The organism is Streptomyces sp. SN-593 (assembly GCF_016756395.1).
GTDB classification, from domain to species: Bacteria; Actinomycetota; Actinomycetes; order Streptomycetales; family Streptomycetaceae; genus Actinacidiphila; species Actinacidiphila reveromycinica.
In genome coordinates this window covers 573,282-592,930 of sequence record NZ_AP018365.1, presented here as the reverse complement: position 1 = coordinate 592,930, position 19,649 = coordinate 573,282, and the positions used below count along the sequence as shown (strand labels likewise).

Sequence of the window (19,649 nt, the reverse complement as noted above, 5' to 3'; positions counted from 1 at the left end):
TGGGCCGCCTGTAGAATCCAGGTCGCCCGCTCCGGAGAATCGATCATAGAGCGGTACATTCAGGTGAGCGTCGGCGGAGAGATCCTGGATGTTTATCTGGAGACTGCTCGTGAGGCCTTGTCTGATGACGAACTTCGAGACCGGGATCTGATGATGACGACCATCCTTAGTGGAGTGACTGATCCTGTGGTCGGCGATCGAATCATGGCCTACGCTCTGAGGGAGTGGTAGGGATTTCCATGGGATGAGACATCCGGATTTGCGAATCCCGGGATCGCTTGATTGGTGGCATTTCACGGCCGGCCTAGTACTCCAGCTGTAGATCGCTCTTGAGCTGCTGGTGTCTACGCGCTCCGTGGCTTGCGCCGCTTGCCCCAACTGCCGTGTGGCCGGTCCTGGGACAGCATCGCCGCGTCGAACTGGGCTTTGCTGGTCACTACTCGTGGTCCAGGTATGAGTGTGGTCGCCGTCGATCGCCACGGGACAGCCGAGGCCCAACCGACCAGGGGCATGGTCTCGTCGTAGTGCGGAGCGAACTGCGCGACGCTGACGCTGGGCATCAGGTAGTCCAGGCTGCGGACGTGTTCGAGGAACGTCTCGGGCAGCGAAACGTGGTGGGTTTCGAGGTAGTGCGGGAAGTCCAGGCGCCACAACCAGGTGCCGTCGGTCACCAGTGACGAGCATCCCGGGGAGTGCCGGTGGGCGCTGCCGGTGATGACGTCCTGGCCCCCTTCCATGACGTCGATCAGGACGTGGCCGGTGTCCAGGTAGACCACCAGGTCCGCCTCGTCCGGCTCGCCTACGGGCCGGACGGCGTCGCGGATCGATCCGCTCGGCTGGCCGGGGCGGTCGTCCAGCTCGTCGTAGAAGCCCAGCAGCCCCAGCATCGCGCCTCCTCGACGAGGATCTCCCCTGCTGGAACTGGCAGGCGCGGCTACCGTTGATCATCGGTGTGTGAAGACAAACGATCACGCGTTGGCCGCAGGTCACAGCGTAGACGTTGACCGCTGGCAGGAAGCGTTCGAGGGCCTGATGGACCGCATCGCTGGCCGGTTCGCGCGCGTCGAGCCCCGACGCCGAATACGGCGCCTGGTCCTTGGTCTGCTGGCGGACCTGCCCCGGAAGAACTGCTGGACCATCGCCGAATGGGCCGGCGAGGCCACCCCCGACGCCATGCAGCACCTGCTCAGCCGTGCCAAGTGGGACGCCGAGGCCGTCCGCGACGACCTGCGCGACTACGTGGTCGAGCACCTGCACGACGACGAGGCGGTACTCGTGGTCGACGAGACCGGCGACGTGAAGAAGGGGGTTCACACGGTCGGCGTCCAGCGCCAGTACACCGGAACTGCGGGCAGGATCGAAAACGCCCAGGTCGCTGTCTACCTCGCCTACGCAGGGCGGCACGGACACGCCGCGCTGGACCGCGAGCTCTACATCCCGCGCTCGTGGACTGACCAGCCCGACCGCTGCCAGGCCGCCGGACTGGAGCCGGACGCCGCGTTCGCCACCAAGCTCGAATTGGCCGCCCGCATGATCAGCCGCTTTCTGGAGTCCGGCCACCACGTCCCCTGGGTCGCCGGGGACGAGGTCTACGGCGGCAACCCCACACTGCGGGCCTCCCTGGAGGACCGTGCCACCGGCTACGTGCTCGCAGTGGCCCGCACTGACGAGGTCACCACCGGGGCCGGGAAGTTCCGCGCGGACATCCTGGCCAAGAAGCTCCCCAAGCGGGCCTGGCAGAAGCTGTCCGCCGGAGCCGGAGCAAAAGGGCACTGCTTCTACGACTGGGCTCACATCGACCTACCCGACACAGCGCCAGGCCACCGCCACCTGCTGATCCGCCGCAACCGCACCACCGGCGAACTCGCCTACTACCGCTGCTACGCGCCCGAGCCGGTACCCCTGACAGTCCTGGTGCGGGTCGCGGGATCCCGGTGGCGCGTCGAAGAGACGTTCCAGTCTGGAAAGGGTCTGGCCGGACTGGACGAGCATCAGCTCCGCCGATATAGGTCCTGGTCCCGCTGGGTCACCCTCGCCATGCTCGCCCACGCCTTCCTGGCCGTCGTCCGCGCCGACGAACACCGTCTCCGCCCAGGCCCCGACGACCTGATCCCGCTGACCTGCAACGAAATCCAGCGACTCTTAAACGCCCTGATGGGCCGCACTGTTCACGAGGCGAACCACTGGCTCCGCTGGTCCCACTGGCGGCGGCGCCATCAAGCTCGTTCTCGGGCCAGCCACTACAGTCGTCAAGCCGCGAGCAAAGCATGATCGCTATCTACAGCTGGAGTACTAAGTGGTCATTGGAAATTCTGTCGGCCCTGTCCAACTTCCGATTGGGCAAGGCCGGCAGAATGAACCATTCTGGGGTGAGGGAGCGCTGCCGCTGGGGGTGTAGCTGTCCTGGGCCCCGGTCGGCCAAAGCGAGCGCCTGGTCCGGGGGGTGCAGTGAGGGGGCGTGCCGGGGTCAGGGCTTTTCGCGGGTGGACGTCAGGGTGGCCCGGGCGATCACGTGGCCGGGGAGGGCGCCGAGCAGGTCGGCGAGCTTGAACTTCGCGGGCAGGCCGAGGCGGCGGTCCACCGCGAACACCTGGAAGACGTAGCGGTGCGGGCCGTGCGAGCGGATCGGCATCGGGCCGAACCAGCCCCGGTGCGGTCCGGCCTTGCCGAGGACGATCCCGGGGACCGCGCCCGCCTCCGTCAGGCCGTCGACCTGGAGGCCGCCGAGCGCCGGGTCGATGCCGGCCGCCAGCCCGTGCGTGTTGGGACTGCCGAAGGGTGAGTCCGCGTCCTCGGCGACGAGGACGAGTTCGGCCGTCGCGTCCGGCGGCGCGGTCCACCGGAGCGCGGGGGAGGTGTTGTGGCCGCGGAGCCGGCCGTCGTAGCGCTCCGGCAGCGGGCCCCCGTCGGCGAAGTCGGGGCTGCTGAGGGTGAAGCTCTCGGGGGCGCGCAGCTCCGGGCGGGCCCAGACCAGCTTCCCGGGGCCGACGCGCTTGTTGCGGAGGGCCAGGCCAAGGGGGTTCGCGGGCATCGTGTTCGTGGCTCCCAAGGTGGTGAACGAGGCAGGCGGACGGGCGCGGGACGGCGGCGAGGGTGTGCACGGCCGCGGACGTCCCGACAGCTCCACACCCTACACGGAAGCGGAACTCCGGTTCAGGTTAGGTCGTCGTCGTGTAGGGTCGGGCCCGAGATGAGCGAGACGGACCGACCCCTGCGCGCCGACGCCCGCCGCAACCGCGAGAAGATCCTGACGTCGGCCGGCGAGCTGTTCGCGCGCCAGGGGCGCGAGGCGCAGATGGACGAGATCGCGCAGCACTGCGGTCTGGGCCTCGGCACCCTCTATCGGCACTTCCCGACCAAGGAAGCGCTGCTGACCGCCATCGTCACCCGCCGTTTCGAGCAGCTCACCGAGATGGCGCGGGCGGCGGAGCGGACCGCCGACCCCGGTGAGGCGTTCGAGGCGCTGCTCCGGGGCTACCTCGAAGCCGCCGAGGGCGACTCGGCCTTCCAGCTCGCGCTCCTGGGGTCCGAGCAGCGCCCGTGGGGCGACATCGACGACCAGAAGGCCGAGTTCCGCGAGATCGGCAGCCGCGTCATCGAGCGCGCGATCGCCGCCGGTGCGGTCAGGGACGACCTGACCTTCGCGGACTTCCCCGTCCTGGCCACCGGGCTGATGTCCACGATGTACTTCCGGCCGAGCCTGACGTCGGACTGGCGCCGGCACCTCGCGCTCCAACTCGACGGCGTGCGTGCCCGGAAGCCGGCGGACGGGGCGCGCTGACCCGGCGGCCGAGGGTGGTCCGCGCCCGGATGGCGCCGGGCCGTGCCCGGGTGCGCCCGGCCCCTGCGACCACCGGACCCGCGTCCTCCCGTGCCCGCGTCCTCCCGTGCCCGCGCGGCTCCTCGGCGGCCCGCCGGCGCTCGCCGGGTCCCGCCCCCGCTCTCCCGCGCGCCCCCGCTCCCGCCCCCTCGCGCACCCCGCCCGCCCGGCGGAATTGAATGCATCAAATCGGGGTCCTGGCAGGGTCCCGGCGGGATCGGGGCGCGGTTGCAGTGGGTATGGGGGTGTACGCCAGCCGCGAGGCTTGACGTCCGTCGAGGCCGGCCCTAGGGTCGAGGCCGTGGGTTGAATAGTTTCAATCGGTCGATGGGTCGCCGGGCGAGGTTGCCGCGGACCCGTCAGCCCCCCGTGGACCGGCTGCCGGCGCCGGACCCGGATGCGGCCGCCCGCTGCCGCGACGGCCCGAGTGAACTGTTTCAATGGGGAAACCTCCGGCCCGTTCAGTACATTGCGGTCCGGCGGTGCGCGCAGAGCCCCTTTGAGGAGAACATGGTGCGAATGGTCGGGATCAAGGACGTGGCGCGGCAGGCCGGCGTGTCGGTGGGCACGGTGTCCAACGTGATCAACCGCCCCGACCTGGTCTCCGAGGAGACCAGGGACCGCGTGCAGAGCGTCATCAAGCAACTCGGCTACGTCCGCAGCGAGTCCGCCCGCCAACTGCGGGCCGGCCAGAGCCGGATCATGGCGCTGCTCGTCCTCGACATGGGCAACCCGTTCTTCGTGGACGTCGCGCGCGGCGCGGAGTCCGCGGCGCGCGAGGCCGGGCTCGGCGTGATGCTCTGCAACAGCGGCCAGAGCGCCACCGAGGAGGCGACGTACGTCTCGCTCTTCGCCGAGCAGCGGGTGCGCGGGGTGCTGCTCACCCCCGCCGACCCGACCGGCGCGAGCCTCGACCTGCTGCGGCAGCAGAACGTGCCGTTCGTGCTGGTGGACCGGGGTGCCGGCGAGGCCGACGACGGCTGCTCGGTGTCGGTGGACGACACGATCGGGGGCGCCCTCGCCGGCCGCCACCTGGTGTCCGCGGGGCACCGGACGATCGCGTACATCAGCGGGCCCCCGCACCTCCAACAGGTCAAGGACCGGCGCGCCGGCATGCTCCAGGCCCTCGCCGAGGCCGGGCTCGGCCCGGAGTCGCTGCTGGAGATCCCCGCCCAGCGGCTGGACGTCGCCGCCGGCCGCGACGCCGCCTCCCGCCTGCTCGGCCTCGCCCAGCGCCCCACCGCGGTGTTCTGCGCGAACGACCTGCTCGCCCTCGGCGTCCTCCAGGTCGTCTACGCCGCCGGTATCGCGGTCCCGCGCGACCTGGCGATCGTCGGCTACGACGACATCGAGTTCGCCGCGGCCGCCGTGGTCCCCCTGACCTCCGTACGGCAGCCGGCCGCCGAGATGGGCCGGATGGCCGCGGAACTCCTGCTGGAGGAGACCGGCCCCCGCGCCGCCCAGCACCAGCACCAACGCGCCGTCCTGCTGCCCGAGTTGGTCGTCCGCGGGTCCAGCCTCCCGGTGCGCTGACGCGCCGTCCCGACCGCCGTCCCCACCGTCGGCCCGATCGCCGTTCCGGACGGTCGGGCCCAGGCTCCGGGTACGCGGAGCCGGGTCCGGGGGCGCGGGTGTCCACGCCGGCGCACGAGCGGTCACGCCGGTGCGTGAGGGCTCACGCCGATACGAGGATGACGTCGAGGGTGCGGGGGCCGTGGACGCCTTCGACGCGGCTGAGTTCGATGTCGCTGGTGGCGGAGGGTCCGGAGATCCAGGTGAGGGGGCGGGTGGGGTCGAGGTGGGGGAGGGCCCGGGGCACGGAGGCGACGATCTGCTGAGGGGCGCGGACCACGCAGACATGGTGGTCGGGGACGAGGGTGAGGATGCGTCGTCCTTGGTCCGGGCCCGCGTCGAGGACGAGGGTGCCGGTTTCGGCGATGGCGAGGGCGCAGCCGGTGATCACGGTGTCGATGCCGTCGAGTTGGGTGGCGGTGAGGTGGGGGTGGTCGGTGGTGTGGGTGATGCCGGTGGTGCGGGCCAGCCATTCCCGGGGGAGTTCGGGCGGGATGACGGTGGTGCGGGTGCGGCGGGTGGCGAGGAGCTCGGCGAGAACCTGGGGGAGCCGGCCGGTGGTGGTGCGGTGGACGTGGGCGCGGTAGTCGGTGAGGTGGGCGGCGAGGAGGTCGGTGAGGGCGGTGGGGTCGTCGTCGGGGACGTGGGCCTGGAGGTAGTCGCGGGGGATGCCGCTGGTGTCGGGGGGTCCGGGGGTGCGGGGGACGTCGGACAGCGCCGCCCGGATACGGGCGAGGATGATGTCCCGGCTGGAGGGGGTTTCCGGGCTGGTGGGCGTCCCCGGGCTGGTGGAGGGGGCCGGCTGCGTCATCGCGGGGTGTCCTTGTCCTTGTCGTGCTTCGGCTCGTTCGTACCCGTACCCGTACCCGTACCCGTACCCGTACGGGCGCCGCGGGCCTTCTTCCAGCCGGCGCGGAAGGACTCCGCCGCGACGTCGGGCAGGTCGCGGGCGTCGCTCCACGCCTTGCCGGGCCCGGGCACGGGCAGCCGGTTCGGGTGCAGCCGGCGGGTGGCGGAGGCGGCGCGTTCGGTGGCGGACAGCGCCGCGGGGTGGTCCAGCAGCCAGGTCGCGGCCTTCATCGCGGTCCGCTCCGCACGGTGCCCGTCCTTCTGGTCGGCGACGCGTTCGCGGAGGTGGACGAGGATCTCGGGGATGTCGATGGCGACGGGGCAGACGTCGTAGCAGGCGCCGCAGAGGGTGGAGGCGTAGGGGAGGGAGGCGTCGAGGGGGGTGCTGGTGCCGCGGAGTTGGGGGGTGAGGATGGCGCCGATGGGGCCGGGGTAGGCGGAGCCGTAGGCGTGGCCGCCGGCGCGTTCGTAGACGGGGCAGACGTTGAGGCAGGCGGAGCAGCGGATGCAGCGCAGGGCCTGGCGGCCGGTGGTGTCGGCGAGGGTGTCGGTGCGGCCGTTGTCGAGGAGGACGAGGTGGAAGTTCCTGGGGCCGTCGTGGGGTGTGGTGCCGGTCCACATGGTGGTGTAGGGGTTCATGCGTTCGGCGGTGGAGGAGCGGGGGAGGGTCTGGAGGAGGATGTCGAGGTCGCGGAAGGTGGGGATGGTCTTCTCGATGCCGACGATGGAGATGAGGGTGTCGGGGAGGGTGAGGCACATGCGGCCGTTGCCCTCGGATTCGACGACGACGAGGGTGCCGGTTTCGGCGATCATGAAGTTGGCGCCGGAGACGGCGACCTTGGCGCGGAGGAACTTCTCGCGGAGGTGGAGGCGGGCGGCTTCGGCGAGTTCGGCGGGGGTGTCGTGGAGGTCGTCGGGGGCGGGGCGGCCCCAGGCGGCCATGGTGCGGGTGAAGATGTCGCGGATCTCGGTGCGGTTCTTGTGGATGGCGGGGACGAGGATGTGGCTGGGTTTGTCGTCGCCGAGTTGGACGATGAGTTCGGCGAGGTCGGTCTCGTAGGCGGTGATGCCGTGGTGGGCGAGGGCTTCGTTGAGGCCGGTTTCCTGGGTGGCCATGGACTTGACCTTGACGACCTCGGTTTCGCCGGTGGCCTTGATGATGTCGGCGGTGATGCGGTTGGCCTCTTCGGCGGTGGTGGCCCAGTGGACGGTGCCGCCGGCCTGGGTGACGGCTTGTTCGAGTTGGAGGAGGTAGTGGTCGAGGTGGCGGAGGGTGTGGTCCTTGACGGCGGCGCCGGCCGCGCGGAGTCGGGGCCAGTCGGGGAGTTCGGCGACGGCGGCGGCGCGTTTGGCGCGGATGGTGTGGGTGGCGTGGGTGAGGTTGGCGCGCAGCCCGGCGTCCTTCGTCGACACCCTGGCGGCCTGCGGGAACGTCGGCATCCCCAGGTCGGTACGGCTCATGACCGGCTCCTTGCCGCAGTGGAAGTGGTGGGTCGCGCGGAGGACGGCCCGGCGGACGTGCCGCCGCCGCGCGCCGGCCGCGGTGTGAACGGCTCCTCCTCGGTGGAGGCGAGGATCTCGGCGATGTGGAGGCTGTGCAGGGGTGCGGCCTCGCGGCGCAGGATGCCGTCGAGGTGCGTGAGGCAGGAGTTGTCCGCGGCGCACAGCACGCGGGCGCCGGTGTCGAGGGCGTGGCGGACCTTGTCCCGGCCCATGGCGACGGAGACGTCGGGGTTCTTGACGGCGAAGGTGCCGCCGAAGCCGCAGCACTCCTCGGCGCCCTCCAACTCCCGTAGTTCCAGGCCCCTGACGGCCTGGAGGAGCCTGCGGGGGCGTTCGCCGAGGCCGAGCATGCGCAGTCCGTGGCAGGAGGGGTGGTAGGTGACGGTGTGCGGGAAGTACGCGCCCACGTCCGTCACCTGGAGCACGTCCACCAGGAACTCCGTCAGCTCCAGCATCCGGCCCCGCAACGAGGCGGCGGCGTCGGCGAGTTCGGAGCCGCGTCCCTCGGCCAGCGCCTTGTCGCCGATCCGCGGGTAGTTGTCGCGCACCATCGCCGCGCAGGAGCCCGACGGCGTGACCACGTAGTCGTAGCCGTCGAAGGCGCGGGCCATCCGGCGGACCAGGGGCTCGGTCTCCCGCCGGTAGCCGGTGTTGAACTGGGGCTGGCCGCAACACGTCTGGGCCTCGGGGAAGTCCACCTCGACCCCCAGCCGCTCCAGCAGTCTGACGGTGGCCCAACCGGTGTCCGGGTACAGCGCGTCGTTGACGCAGGTGACGAAGAGAGCGACCCGCATGCGGCTCCTTAGGGGTGTGCGGTGCGGTGCGGTACGGCGGGGCCGGGCGGCCGCGGTTCCGCGGCGTCCGGCCGGGAGGGCCGGGGAGGGCCGGGGAAGGCGGTCAGCCCAGGCCGACCCGGGCGGCCGCGGCCGTCCAGGCGTGTGGATCGCCGCTCGGCCGGTAGTGCCGCAGGTGCTGGGTGTCGGCCACCAGGCGGCGCATGGCGGCGTGGTCGGCGACCAGGCCGTGGGCGCGGGCCTGCACCAGGATGTTGCCGAGCGCGGTCGCCTCGGTCGGCCCGGCCACCACCGGCAGCCCGGTGGCGTCGGCGGTGAGCTGGCACAGCAGGTCGTTGCGGCTGCCGCCGCCGACCAGGTGCACCACGTCGAGGTCGCGCCCGGACAGCTCGGCCGCGGTCCGCAGCGCCACTCGGTGCGCCAGGGCCAGGCTCTCCAGGATGCAGCGCACCATGGCGCCTTGGTCGGCCGGCGGCCGCTGGCCGGTGCGCCGGCAGTACGCGGTGATCCGCGCCGGCATGTCGCCGGGGGCCAGGAACTCCGGCGCGTCGGGGTCGACCAGCGCCGCGAACGGCGGCGCCTCGGCGGCGCGGGCCAGCAGGGGAGCGAGGTCGCTCGGCAGCCCCTCGCCGGCCCAGGTGCGCAGCGTCTCCGTCAGCAGCCACAGACCCATGATGTTGCGCAGGAACCGGAACGTGCCGTCGATGCCGCGTTCGTTGGTGAAGTTCGCGGCCCGCGACGCGTCCGTGACGACCGGCCGGTCCAGTTCGAGGCCGGCCAGCGACCAGGTGCCGCAGGAGACGTAGCCGAACCCGGGCCGGTCGGCGGGCACGGCGGCCACCGCGGAGGCGGTGTCGTGGGACGCGACGGTCACCACCGGGGTGCCCTCGGCCAGGCCCGTCGCGCGGGCCACCTCCGGCAGCAACGGGCCCGCCACGTCGCCGGGTCGGCGGATCGCCGGGAACAGCCCGGGGTCGATGCCGAGCCGCCCGAGCAGCTCGCCGGACCAGGTGCCGGTCGCCGCGTCCAGCAGGGCGGTGGTGGAGGCGTTGGTCAACTCGGCCCCCACCGTGCCGGTCAGCCAGTGCACCATCAGGTCCGGCACAAGCAACAGCGTCCGGGCGGCGGCCAGTTGGGCGCTGCCGCGGGCCGCGCCGAGCTGGAAGACGGTGTTGAACGGCAGGTGCTGCAGTCCGGTGGTCCGGTACAGCTCCTCGGCCGGCACCGCCTCCCACACCCGGGGCACGGCCTCCTGCGTGCGGTCGTCGCGGTAGTGGTAGGGGTTGCCCAGGAGCCGGCCGTCGGCGTCCAGCAGCCCGTAGTCCACCGCCCAGGAGTCGACCCCGACGGAGGTGACGCCGCCGGAGCGCGCCGCCTCCCGCAACCCGTCCACCACCCCCTGGTACAGGCTCAGTACGTCCCAGTGCAGGCTGCCGCCCGCCTGGACCGGGCGGTTGGGGAAGCGGTGCGCCTCGCTCAGGTCGAGGTTCGCCGGGCCGACCCGGCCGACCATGACGCGGCCGCTGGTGGCTCCGAGGTCGGCGGCGGCGAAGGCGGACGGGAAGGCGGAGGAAGGGCTGCGGGGCACGGCGGTTACCTCGGGTGCGGCTCGGTGCGGCGTGGCGCCGTACGTCGGGCGGGTGCGGGCGGGTGCGGGCGGGCGTCGCGGGACGGGGCGGGTGCGGGCGGGCGTCGCGGGACGGAGCGGGTGCGGGTGGATGTCGGGGACGGGCGGGAGCGGCCCGGCCGCGCACCGGCACGGTGGCCCGGTGCGCGGCCGGAGCCGGCGCGGCTCAGCGCAGGAACGCCGCCGCGACGCCCGCGTCCACGGGGACGTGCAGGCCCGTGGTGTGCGTGAGGTCGCCGCCGGTCAGCGCGAACACCGCGTTCGCCACGTGCTCGGGCAGCACCTCCCGCTTCAGCAGGGTGCGTTGGGCGTAGAACTTGCCGAGTTCGGACTCCTCGACGCCGTAGACCGCGGCGCGCTGGGCGCCCCAGCCGCCGGCGAAGATGCCGGAGCCGCGGACCACGCCGTCGGGGTTGACGCCGTTGACGCGGATGCCGTGCTCACCCAACTCGGCGGCCAGCAGCCGCACCTGGTGGGCCTGGTCGGCCTTGGTCGCCGAGTAGGCGATGTTGTTGGGGCCGGCGAAGACCGCGTTCTTCGACGCGATGTAGACGATGTCGCCGCCCAGGCCCTGCTCGGTCATCACGCGGGCGGCCTCGCGGGAGACCAGGAACGAGCCGCGGGCCATGATGTCGTGCTGGAGGTCCCAGTCCTTCGCGGTGGTCTCCAGCAGCGGTTTGGAGATGGAGATGCCCGCGTTGTTGACCACCAGGTCCACCCCGCCGAAGGCGAGCAGCGCCTGTGCGAAGGAGTCCGCGATCTGCTCCTCGGACGTCACGTCCACCGTCACCGCGACGGCCTTGTCCGGACCGCCCAACTCCTCCGCCACGGCGGCCGCGCCCGCCGCGTCGAGGTCGGCGACGACCACGCAGGCGCCCTCGGCCGCCAGCCGGTGCGCGATGGCCTTGCCGATGCCCGAGCCGGCGCCGGTGACCAGCGCGATCCGGGTGGCCAGCGGCTTCGGTGCCGGCATCCGGCGCAGCTTGGCCTCCTCCAGCTCCCAGTACTCGATGCGGAACTTCTCCGACTCCTCGATCGGCTGGTAGGTCGAGACCGCCTCGGCGCCGCGCATCACGTTGATCGCGTTGACGTAGAACTCGCCCGCCACGCGCGCGGTCTGCTTGTCCTTGCCGTAGCTGAACATGCCGACGCCCGGTACCAGCACGATCGCCGGGTCGGCGCCGCGCATGGCGGGGGAGTCGGGCGCGGCGTGCCGCTCGTAGTAGGCGGCGTACTCCGCGCGGTACTGCGCGTGCAGTTCCCTCAGGCGGGCCTTGGCGTCGTCCAGGGAAGCGGACGGCGGCAGGTCCAGGACCATCGGGCGGACCTTGGTGCGCAGGAAGTGGTCCGGGCAGGAGGTGCCCAGGGCGGCCAGCCGCGGGTGCTCGGCGCGCGCGAGGAAGTCCAGCACCTCGGGGGTGTCGGTGAAGTGGCCGACCTGCGGGCGGTCGGCGGACGCCAGGCCGCGCAGCAGCGGCGCGAGCGCGGCCGCGCGGGCCCGGCGCCCCTCGGCCGGCAGCGGGTCGTACCCGTCGAGCACGGGGCCGAACGGCTCGGCCCTGCCGCGCTGTTCGAGGAAGGTCTCGGCGGTGCGGATGATGTGCAGCGAGTTGCGCTCGCACTCCTCGCTCGTCGCGCCCCACGCGGTGATGCCGTGGCCGCCGAGCACGCAGCCGATCGCCTTCGGGTTGGCCTCCTTCACCGCGGCGATGTCCAGGCCGAGTTGGAAGCCGGGCCGGCGCCAGGGCACCCACACCACGGTGTCGCCGAAGCACTCCTTCGTGAGGGCCTCGCCGTCGGCCGCGCAGGCCAGCGCGATACCGGAGTCGGGGTGCAGGTGGTCCACGTGCGCGGCGTCCACCAGGCCGTGCATCGCGGTGTCGATGGAGGGGGCCGCGCCGCCCTTGCCGTGCAGGCAGTAGTCGAACGCGGCGACCATCTCGTCCTCGCGCTCCACACCCGGGTAGACCTCGGTGAGCGCGCGCAGGCGGTCCAGCCGCAGCACCGCGAGACCGGGCTCGCGCAGCGTGCCGAGGTCGCCCCCCGAGCCCTTGACCCACATCAGCTCGGTGTCGGTACCGGTCACCGGGTCGGGGGAGGTGCCCTTCGCGGAGGTGTTGCCGCCCGCGTAGTTGGTGTTGCGGGGGTCGGCGCCCAGTCGGTGGGAACGCGCGAGCAGCGCGGCGGCCTCGGGAGGCAGGGTCATGACGGTCGTCTTCCTTCGGTGTGCGGCGGGTGGCGTGCGGGTCGGACGGGGACGGGGCGGACGGCGCGGCGGGCGGATGCGGACGACGGGTACGGGCCTGGCGGGGTCGGGACCGGGCTCGGCGGTCCGGGCCGGTCGGGCGGGCGGGTCGGTCGGGTACGCCGGTCTGTCGGGCGCGTAGGTCGGGTACGCCGGGCGGTCGGATCGGGCGGTCGGGCGGGCGCGGTGGGTCGCGCCTGCCCGCGTGCCGGGTTACGCGCCCCAGCCGGCCTGGGTGCCGCCCACGCGCTCCGCGACGATCCGCTCCTGGTGACCGGAAGCACGGTAGGCCGCCAGCGGGTCGGGGTCGAGCCCCTGCTCCTCGCGCACCTCGGCCAGCAGCGGCCGCACGTCCGTGTTGTAGGCGTCCATCAGCACCGCGTTGGCGCCCAGCACGTCGCCCGCCGACTGCGCGGCACGCAGCGCGTCGAGGTCGACCAGCAGTGCCTTGGCGGTGGCCTCCTGGACGTTCATCACCGAGCGGATGACCGCGGGGATCTTGCCCTCGATGTTGTGGCACTGGTCGAGCAGGAACGCCACGCCCGTCTCCGCCGCGAAGCCGCCGTTCTTGGCCACCTCGTGCAGGATGCGGAAGAGCTGGAACGGGTCGGCGGCGCCCGCCATCAGGTCGTCGTCGGCGTAGAACCGGGAGTTGAAGTCGAAGCCGCCCAGCTTCCCCTGGCGCAGCAGGAACGCGACGATGAACTCGATGTTGGTGCCCGGCGCGTGGTGGCCGGTGTCCACCACGACCTGCGCGCGCTCGCCCAGCGCGAGGCAGTGCGCGTAGGACGTCCCCCAGTCCGGCAGGTCGGTGGTGTAGAAGGACGGCTCGAAGAGCTTGTACTCCAGCAGGATCCGCTGCTGGTCGCCGAGGCGGGCGTACACCTCGGCGAGGGCCTCGGCCAGGCGGTCCTGGCGGCCGGTGATGTCGTCCTGCCCGGGGTAGTTGGTGCCGTCGGCGAACCACAGCTTCAGGTCGCGCGAGCCGGTCGCGTCCATGATGTCGACGCAGGCCAGCAGGTGGTCGACCGCCTGGCGGCGCACCTTCGGGTCGGGATGGGCCACGGAGCCGAGCCGGTACGCGTCGTCCTGGAAGACGTTCGCGTTCACCGCGCCGAGCCGCAGCCCGCGCTCCTTCGCGTGCCGGGCCAGCGCTTCGTAGTCGCCGACCGCGTCCCACGGGATGTGCAGGGAGACCACGGGGGCCGCCCCGGTGGCGGCGTGCACCTGCGCGGCGTCGTCCAGCTTCTCGAACGGGTCGCGGGGCACGCCCGGTTCGGCGAAGACCTTGAACCGGGTGCCGGAGTTGCCGTAGCCCCAGGACGGGGTCTCGATCACCTGCGCCCTCAGCGCCGCCTTCACCGCTGACAGCTCAGGCATGGGAGACCCTCCGCCGGATGTGGGAAATGAATCGATTCACGCCATGAAGATAGGACCGTCCCGGAGCACTGTCAAGGCATACGACGGCCTGTCCACGGCAGGTGGTATGACGCCTCCGCGCCGCCGCGCGCCCGTTCCGCGCGCCACACGGCGGCCCCTGCCGGGAGCCGGTGTGATGAATCATTTCACGCCCGGTGCGGCCGGAGCCCGCCGCGCCGGGAGGACCGGTCCCGCCTGCACGCGTACCGGCCGGGTCGGGGCGCCCGTTGAGGACGCGGGGCCGCCGAGGACGCGGGGCCCCGGACCACGGCAACGGGCCGCCGACGTCCGGAGGTTCCGGAGTCGGCGGCCCGTGTCCGGCCCCGTAGCGGCCGGTACCGGCCTGCGCCGCCGGGTGCCGGTGCGTGCCGCCGGGTGCCGGTGCGCGCCGTGGCGGTATGTCGGTATCTCAGTATGTCGGCACGCCGGCGTGGCGCCGGGGTGGCGCCGGGGTGCGGTCGGCGGTCAGCCGGCGTCGGCGCTCAGGGGCGGGCCTGCGCGCGGGCGGCGAGGGCGAGGACGCGGCGGGCGCCGGCCACCACCGCGGGATCGACGAACCGGCCGTCGGGGAGGGCCAGGGCACCGGGAGAGGCGGCGGCCGCGTCCACCGTCTCGCGGGCGGCCTCCACCTGCTCGGGGGTGGGGAGGTAGGCGCGGGCGATGACCGGGAGCTGGCGGGGATGGATGGCGGTGCGGCCGACGAAGCCGAGGTCGCGGCCGCGGCGGCAGGACGCGTCCAGGCCCTCCAGGTCGCGGACGTCGGGGTAGACGGACTGGGCGGGCGGGGCCAACCCCGCCGCTCGGGCGGCCACCACGGTCCGGACCCGTGGCCAGCCGAGCGCGTCCTCCCCGGCCACGCCGAGGTCGGCGCGCAGGTCGGCCTCGCCCAGTGCGATACCGCGCACCGCGGGGGAGGCGGTGGCGATGGCGAAGGCGTTCTCCAGGCCGAGCGCCGACTCCAGCAGCGGGTACAGGCCCGGTACGGCGGCGTCCGTCCCGGCCAGGTCGGCGTACCGCTCCAGCACCGACGCCACGTCGCCGGGCCCGGTCACCTTCGGCAGCCGCAGCCCGCCGAGCCCCGGCAGCCCGGCGAGGGCCGCGAGGTCCGCGGTGAGGAAGGGGCCGTCCAGGGCGTTGACGCGCACGTGCACGCGCGCCGGTCCCGGCACCGGGCCGGCGAGCAACTCGGCGGTGGCGGCCCGCGCGTACTCCTTGCGGGCGGGGGCCACCGCGTCCTCCAGGTCGACCAGGACGACGTCCGCGCCCGAACGCAGTGCCTTCGCCACCACGTCGGGCCGGTCCCCCGGGACGTAGAGCCAGGTCAGGAAGACGTCGCCGGCCTCGGGGCGGGCCTCCCCGGAACCGGCGCGCGCGTCCTGCGCCGCGGTCGGGCCGTCGGCGGGGCCGTGGGCGGCGGAGGGCCCGGCGAGGTGTTCGGCGGTGCCCTCGGCGTTGTGTTCGGTGGAGTCCTCGGGGGAGCGCGCCGCGCGGGTTCCGGCGCTCACAGCGCGCCCTCCGCCCGCAGCGCGGCGATCCTCGGCCCGTCCAGGCCGAGTTCGGTCAGCACCGCGTCGGTGTCGGCACCGTGCGGGCGGCCGGTCCAGCGGATCGCGCCGGGGGTGCCGGACAGGCGGAACAGCACGTTCTGCATCCGCATCGGCCCCAACTCCGCGTCCTCCACCGACGCGACGGTGCCGAGCGCGCCGTACTGCGGATCGGCCATCACGTCCCGCACGTCGTAGATCGGCGCGACCGCGGCCTGCGCCTCCTCGAAGGCCGCGACCACCTCGGCGCGGTCGTGGCCGGCTATCCAGCCGCCGACCGCGGCGTCGATCTCGTCGGCGTGCGCGGCGCGGCCGGTGCCGGTGGCGAACCACGGCTCGTCGACCAGCTCCGGCCGCCCGACCAGCCGCATCACCCGCTCCGCGATCGACTGCGCGGAGGAGGACACCGCGAGCCACGCTCCGTCGGCGGTCCGGTAGGTGTTGCGCGGCGCGTTGTTGGTGGAGCGGTTGCCCATCCGGGGCTGGACGTAGCCGAGCTGGTCGTACCAGACGAGCTGCGGGCCGAGCACCGCGAGCATCGGCTCGATGATGGCCATGTCCACCACCTGGCCGGTGCCGGTGCGGTCCCGGCCGGCGAGGGCGGCCATCACGGCGTACGCGGTGGCCAGCGCGGCCACGGAGTCGGCGAGGCCGAACGGCGGGAGCGTGGGCGGGCCCTCGGGCTCCCCGGTCGCCGACGCGAACCCGCTCATCGCCTCGGCGAGGGTGCCGAAGCCGGGCCGCCCGGAGTACGGCCCGAACTGCCCGAACGCGGTCACCCGGGCCAGCACCAGCCGGGGGTTCGCCGCCGACAGCTCCTCCCAGCCCAGGCCCCAGCGCTCCAGCGTGCCCGGCCGGAAGTTCTCGATGACGACGTCGGCGGACGCCACGAGCCGGAGCAGGACGTCCCGGCCGCCGGGGGTGGACAGGTCGAGCGTCATGGTGCGCTTGTTGCGGCCGAGGTGCTTCCACCACAGGCCCACGCCGTCCTTGCTCGGGCCGTGGCCGCGCGACGGGTCCGGCTTGCGCGGGTGCTCCACCTTGACCACGTCGGCGCCGAAGTCGCCGAGGAAGGTCGCCGCGCCGGGCCCGGCGAAGAGGGTGGCCAGGTCCAGGACCCGCATGCCCTCCAACGGGCCACCGGTCGGCGGGCGACCGGGCGCCGCGCCCGACGGCTCGGGCCGCGGCGGCGGAACGGCCGCGCCGGTGGCCGGTTCGGCCGTGGAGCCGGCGGCGGTCCCGGTGGTGGCCGGGGCGGCGGTCCCGGTAGCGGTGGTGGCCGGGGCCCCGTCCCGGGCGGGCGCGGGGCGGTGGGGGAACTGTGCGTCGGGGCGGGTCTCGCCGGTATGGGGGTGCTGCATGGGAGCTACCTCGGCTTCGTCAACGTGCCGCGGCGGCCGGCGGGTTCACCGGGACGCCGTTCCTTGCTCGTCGGTTCGTACGGTCATCGGTTTCGGTCGGTGGTCGGTGGTCGGTGGTCGGTGGTCGGTGGTCAGGGCCGGGGCCGGGGCCGGGAGGGCGCGGTGTGTCGGTCGGCGGGCCGGGCCGTCAGCGGTGCGCGGGCAGCCGGCCGTACGGCCCCTCCGCGGCGGTCCGGCCGGCTGCCGCCGTTCATCGGGGCGGTGGCATCCCCGGTCGTCCGGCGGCGTGGGCGCCGGGCGCCGCCCGCTCGTCGATCCGCGCGCGCGACGGCATCGAGGACGACGCGCCCTCGCGCTCCACCGACAGCGCCGAGGCGGCCGTCGCCCACGCCAGCGCGTCCCGCACCGGCCGCCCCTCGCCGAGCGCGACCGCGAGCGCGCCCACGAAGGTGTCGCCCGCCGCGGTGGTGTCCACCGCCTTCGCCGGCAGGGCCGGCACCGCGAGCGGCTCGCGGCCGCGCGTGGCGTACAGGCAGCCCGCCGCGCCCAGCGTCACCACCACCTCGGGCACCGCGTCGAGCAGCGCGCGGGCCGCGGCGCGCGGGTCGGAGCAGCCGCTGAGCGCGGCGGCCTCGTGCTCGTTGGGCACCAACAGGTCGGTCGCCGCGAGGAGTTCGTCCGGCAGCGGCTGGGCCGGCGCGGGCGTGAGCACGGTCCTGACGCCGTGCCGGCGGGCGGCCCGGGCGCCCGCGACGACGCCGGCCAGCGGAAGTTCGAGCTGGAGCAGCAGCGCGCCGGCCGAGGCGATGACCTCCTCGTCGCCGTCGGCGAGACCGGTCACCGTGCCGTTCGCGCCCGGCACCACCACGATCGCGTTGTGGCCCTCGCCGTCCACCACGATGTGGGCGATGCCGCTCGGCCCGGGCACCGTGCGCAGCGGGCCGGTGTCCACCCCGGCGCCGTCGAGCGCGGCGCGCAGCCGCGGCCCGAAGTCGTCGTCGCCCACCGCGCCGACGAACCGCACCGCGCCGCCCGCCCGCGCGGCCGCGATCGCCTGGTTGGCGCCCTTCCCGCCGGCCACGGTGCGGAACGCCTCCCCGGTGACGGTCTCGCCGCGCGCCGGCGCCACCCGCGTGTAGGCCGCCAGGTCCATGTTGGCGCTGCCCAGCACCACGATGCGGGCCCTGCCGGGCGGTGGCTCGCCGCGGCGGCCGGAGCCCTGCGCCGGAGCGGTCGGATCGGTGCTCATCGGGCGTCCTCCTCGGACGGGCCCCGGACGGGGGCGCGGTGCGCGGGAGCGTCGTGCCCCCGCGGATGCGGACCGGCCGCACCGGCCGCATCAGTCGTACTGGCCGCCCCGGTCGTACCGGTCGTACCGGTCGGCAGGACGGCGAGCGCGGCGGTACGGCGGGCGAGCGCGTCGAAGCCGATGCCGTCGAACCCGCCGACCGTGCTGGCCAGCCGGTTCCTCAGCGGGCGGGTCCACTCGCCGGGCAGCGCGGCGGGCGACCCCGCGAGCAGACCCGTGACCGACCCGGCCGTCGCGCCGTTCGAGTCGGTGTCCCAACCGCCCGACACGACGCGGCAGACGGAGCCGGCGAAGTCGCCGTCGGCATGGGTGAGGGCGGCGGCGAGCAGCGCCACGTTGGGCAGGACGTGCACCCAGTGGTGGCCCCGGAAGCGCCGGTGCAGCTCGTCCACGACGGTGGCGAAGCCCTCGGCGGTGCCGGACGGCTCGGCGCGGGCCAGGCCGATGCCGAGCCGGACCGCGGCGGCCAGCCGGGAGGCGGGCGGCACCACGTCCAGGCCCGCGGCCAGGCAGGCGTGCACGTCGGTGCCGCCACCGGCCGCGCGGGCCACCGCGGCGGCGGCGAACATCGCCCCGTACACGCCGTTGGCGGTGTGGGTCAGCACGGCGTCGCGCCGCGCCTCGTCCGCCGCGGCGGCCGGGTCGCCGGGGCGGGTCCAGCCGAAGACGTCCGCCCGGATCAGCGCACCGATCCACTCCCGGAACGGGTTGCGCCACTCGGCGGTGCGCGGCGGCTCCAGTCCCGCCAGCAGGTTGCGGTACGCGATCCGCTCGGCGGTGAAGGTGCGGCCCGCGGGCAGCTCGTCCAGCCACAGCCGCGCCACGTCCCGCGTGCCGAAGCCGTGGCCGTGCGCCTCCAGCAGCATCAGCCCGAGCAGCGGGTAGTTGAGGTCGTCGTCCTCGGGCATCCCGTCGATGTTCTCGGCCAGCGAGGTGGGGCGGCTGCGGCGGTTCCACGGGAAGCGGGCGGCGACCCGCGGGTCCAGGCCCACCTCGGTGAAGTAGCCGCGCAGCGGCCAGTTCCCGGTGGACACCGCGATCGCCCGGATGCCGTCGAGCGGCAGCTTCTCCACGGGCTTGCCCAGCACGCAGCCCACCGCCCGGCCCAGCCAGGCCGCCTCCAGCCGCTCGGCCAGCGCGTCCGGGCGCTCGACCGGCGCCGCCCGGGGCGGGGCGGGTACGGCCGCGCGGAGGCCGGCGGTCCCGGTCGGCTCCCGTTCCGCCAACGGCGACGGCAGCGACGCCAGTTCGTCGAGCAACTGCTCCGCGAGGGCGCGCAGCCCGGGGGCCGCGGGGTCGGGCGACGCCCCGGCCCACTCCGGCGCGAGGTGCCCGCCGGCGGCCAGCCAGCGCGCGCGCACGTCGGCCGCGTCCCGCCCGTCCTCACCGGCCTGCCGCAGTTCGTGCCCGACCAGGTCCTCCACCTGAACCCAGGTCACCCGCAGGGGATCTCCGGCGGCGGACGCGGCGCCCGTCGGCGCGGCGCCGGTCCGTTCGGAGCCCGTCCGCTCGGAGCCGGTCCGTTCGGCGGCCGGGTCGAGGCGGTCCGCGAGGCCGGGATCCGCGAGGCCGGGAGCGGCGGGGTGCGCGGGGAGGCGGTGCCGCG

General features: G+C 74.2%; 15 protein-coding genes. 3 read left to right on the top strand and 12 right to left on the bottom strand.

Going from position 1 to position 19,649, the window contains the following annotated elements; translation table 11 throughout:
• Positions 1-344: 344 nt before the first annotated feature.
• Entirely contained in the window at positions 345-887 is a 543-nt protein-coding gene (locus RVR_RS02510) for a hypothetical protein (RefSeq protein ID WP_202232214.1), read from the bottom strand.
• Positions 888-1,032: 145 nt separating this feature from the next.
• Between RVR_RS02510 and RVR_RS02505 the strand changes: the two genes are divergently transcribed.
• Positions 1,033-2,271: an IS701 family transposase gene (locus tag RVR_RS02505; protein ID WP_202232213.1), complete on the top strand. Its 1,239-nt coding sequence runs from the start codon at positions 1,033-1,035 to the stop codon at positions 2,269-2,271.
• 196 nt (positions 2,272-2,467) lie between these two features.
• Here RVR_RS02505 and RVR_RS02500 read toward each other — a convergent pair whose 3' ends face one another.
• The gene (locus tag RVR_RS02500) at positions 2,468-3,031 is read right to left on the bottom strand and encodes a YbhB/YbcL family Raf kinase inhibitor-like protein (RefSeq protein WP_202232212.1); all 564 of its coding nucleotides are present in this window, start codon (positions 3,029-3,031) and stop codon (positions 2,468-2,470) included.
• Between the two features lie 159 nt (positions 3,032-3,190).
• Between RVR_RS02500 and RVR_RS02495 the strand changes: the two genes are divergently transcribed.
• Together RVR_RS02495 and RVR_RS02490 are read left to right on the top strand one after the other, a co-directional pair.
• Entirely contained in the window at positions 3,191-3,781 is a 591-nt protein-coding gene (locus RVR_RS02495; protein ID WP_202232211.1) for a TetR/AcrR family transcriptional regulator, read from the top strand.
• Between the two features lie 549 nt (positions 3,782-4,330).
• Positions 4,331-5,353 (top strand): LacI family DNA-binding transcriptional regulator, encoded by a 1,023-nt coding sequence (locus tag RVR_RS02490; protein WP_202232210.1) that lies wholly within the window; start codon positions 4,331-4,333, stop codon positions 5,351-5,353.
• A gap of 142 nt (positions 5,354-5,495) precedes the next feature.
• Here RVR_RS02490 and RVR_RS02485 read toward each other — a convergent pair whose 3' ends face one another.
• From RVR_RS02485 to RVR_RS02440, 10 genes are all read right to left on the bottom strand, one after another.
• The gene (locus tag RVR_RS02485; RefSeq protein ID WP_202232209.1) at positions 5,496-6,203 is read right to left on the bottom strand and encodes a LutC/YkgG family protein; all 708 of its coding nucleotides are present in this window, start codon (positions 6,201-6,203) and stop codon (positions 5,496-5,498) included.
• Entirely contained in the window at positions 6,200-7,702 is a 1,503-nt protein-coding gene (locus RVR_RS02480) for a lactate utilization protein B (protein ID WP_202232208.1), read from the bottom strand. Before RVR_RS02480 ends, RVR_RS02485 begins: the two co-directional genes overlap by 4 nt.
• Positions 7,699-8,538, bottom strand: a complete 840-nt coding sequence (locus RVR_RS02475) for a (Fe-S)-binding protein (RefSeq protein WP_202232207.1) — start codon at positions 8,536-8,538, stop codon at positions 7,699-7,701. The genes RVR_RS02480 and RVR_RS02475 overlap by 4 nt, the downstream gene beginning before the upstream one ends.
• Positions 8,539-8,641: 103 nt before the next feature.
• Positions 8,642-10,051 carry a rhamnulokinase gene (locus tag RVR_RS02470; RefSeq protein WP_202238334.1) on the bottom strand — a complete coding sequence of 470 codons (1,410 nt, stop codon included), beginning with the start codon at positions 10,049-10,051 and terminating at the stop codon, positions 8,642-8,644.
• A 280-nt stretch (positions 10,052-10,331) separates the two neighbouring features.
• Complete coding sequence (locus RVR_RS02465; RefSeq protein ID WP_202232206.1) at positions 10,332-12,371, bottom strand: bifunctional aldolase/short-chain dehydrogenase; 2,040 nt, start codon at positions 12,369-12,371, stop codon at positions 10,332-10,334.
• Between the two features lie 252 nt (positions 12,372-12,623).
• Entirely contained in the window at positions 12,624-13,790 is a 1,167-nt protein-coding gene (gene rhaI / locus RVR_RS02460; protein WP_202232205.1) for an L-rhamnose isomerase, read from the bottom strand.
• 521 nt (positions 13,791-14,311) lie between these two features.
• Positions 14,312-15,154, bottom strand: coding sequence for an HpcH/HpaI aldolase/citrate lyase family protein (locus RVR_RS02455; RefSeq protein ID WP_202238333.1), 843 nt, complete (start codon positions 15,152-15,154; stop codon positions 14,312-14,314).
• 176 nt (positions 15,155-15,330) lie between these two features.
• The gene (locus RVR_RS02450) at positions 15,331-16,497 is read right to left on the bottom strand and encodes a CaiB/BaiF CoA transferase family protein (protein WP_202238332.1); all 1,167 of its coding nucleotides are present in this window, start codon (positions 16,495-16,497) and stop codon (positions 15,331-15,333) included.
• A gap of 487 nt (positions 16,498-16,984) precedes the next feature.
• The gene (locus tag RVR_RS02445; protein ID WP_202232204.1) at positions 16,985-17,983 is read right to left on the bottom strand and encodes a ribokinase; all 999 of its coding nucleotides are present in this window, start codon (positions 17,981-17,983) and stop codon (positions 16,985-16,987) included.
• On the bottom strand, positions 17,980-19,488 hold the full coding sequence (locus RVR_RS02440) for an ADP-ribosylglycohydrolase family protein (protein WP_430393211.1): 1,509 nt from the start codon (positions 19,486-19,488) through the stop codon (positions 17,980-17,982). Before RVR_RS02440 ends, RVR_RS02445 begins: the two co-directional genes overlap by 4 nt.
• Positions 19,489-19,649 lie beyond the last annotated feature (161 nt).

Bases quoted from the DNA above. Each gene is read 5' to 3' on its own strand.
- RVR_RS02510 (WP_202232214.1), bottom strand. From the start codon at position 887: ATGCTGGGGCTGCTGGGCTTCTACGACGAGCTGGACGACCGCCCCGGC.
- RVR_RS02505 (WP_202232213.1), top strand. From the start codon at position 1,033: ATGGACCGCATCGCTGGCCGGTTCGCGCGCGTCGAGCCCCGACGCCGA.
- RVR_RS02500 (WP_202232212.1), bottom strand. From the start codon at position 3,031: ATGCCCGCGAACCCCCTTGGCCTGGCCCTCCGCAACAAGCGCGTCGGC.
- RVR_RS02495 (WP_202232211.1), top strand. From the start codon at position 3,191: ATGAGCGAGACGGACCGACCCCTGCGCGCCGACGCCCGCCGCAACCGC.
- RVR_RS02490 (WP_202232210.1), top strand. From the start codon at position 4,331: ATGGTGCGAATGGTCGGGATCAAGGACGTGGCGCGGCAGGCCGGCGTG.
- RVR_RS02485 (WP_202232209.1), bottom strand. From the start codon at position 6,203: ATGACGCAGCCGGCCCCCTCCACCAGCCCGGGGACGCCCACCAGCCCG.
- RVR_RS02480 (WP_202232208.1), bottom strand. From the start codon at position 7,702: ATGAGCCGTACCGACCTGGGGATGCCGACGTTCCCGCAGGCCGCCAGG.
- RVR_RS02475 (WP_202232207.1), bottom strand. From the start codon at position 8,538: ATGCGGGTCGCTCTCTTCGTCACCTGCGTCAACGACGCGCTGTACCCG.
- RVR_RS02470 (WP_202238334.1), bottom strand. From the start codon at position 10,051: ATGGTCGGCCGGGTCGGCCCGGCGAACCTCGACCTGAGCGAGGCGCAC.
- RVR_RS02465 (WP_202232206.1), bottom strand. From the start codon at position 12,371: ATGACCCTGCCTCCCGAGGCCGCCGCGCTGCTCGCGCGTTCCCACCGA.
- rhaI (WP_202232205.1), bottom strand. From the start codon at position 13,790: ATGCCTGAGCTGTCAGCGGTGAAGGCGGCGCTGAGGGCGCAGGTGATC.
- RVR_RS02450 (WP_202238332.1), bottom strand. From the start codon at position 16,497: ATGCGGGTCCTGGACCTGGCCACCCTCTTCGCCGGGCCCGGCGCGGCG.
- RVR_RS02445 (WP_202232204.1), bottom strand. From the start codon at position 17,983: ATGAGCACCGATCCGACCGCTCCGGCGCAGGGCTCCGGCCGCCGCGGC.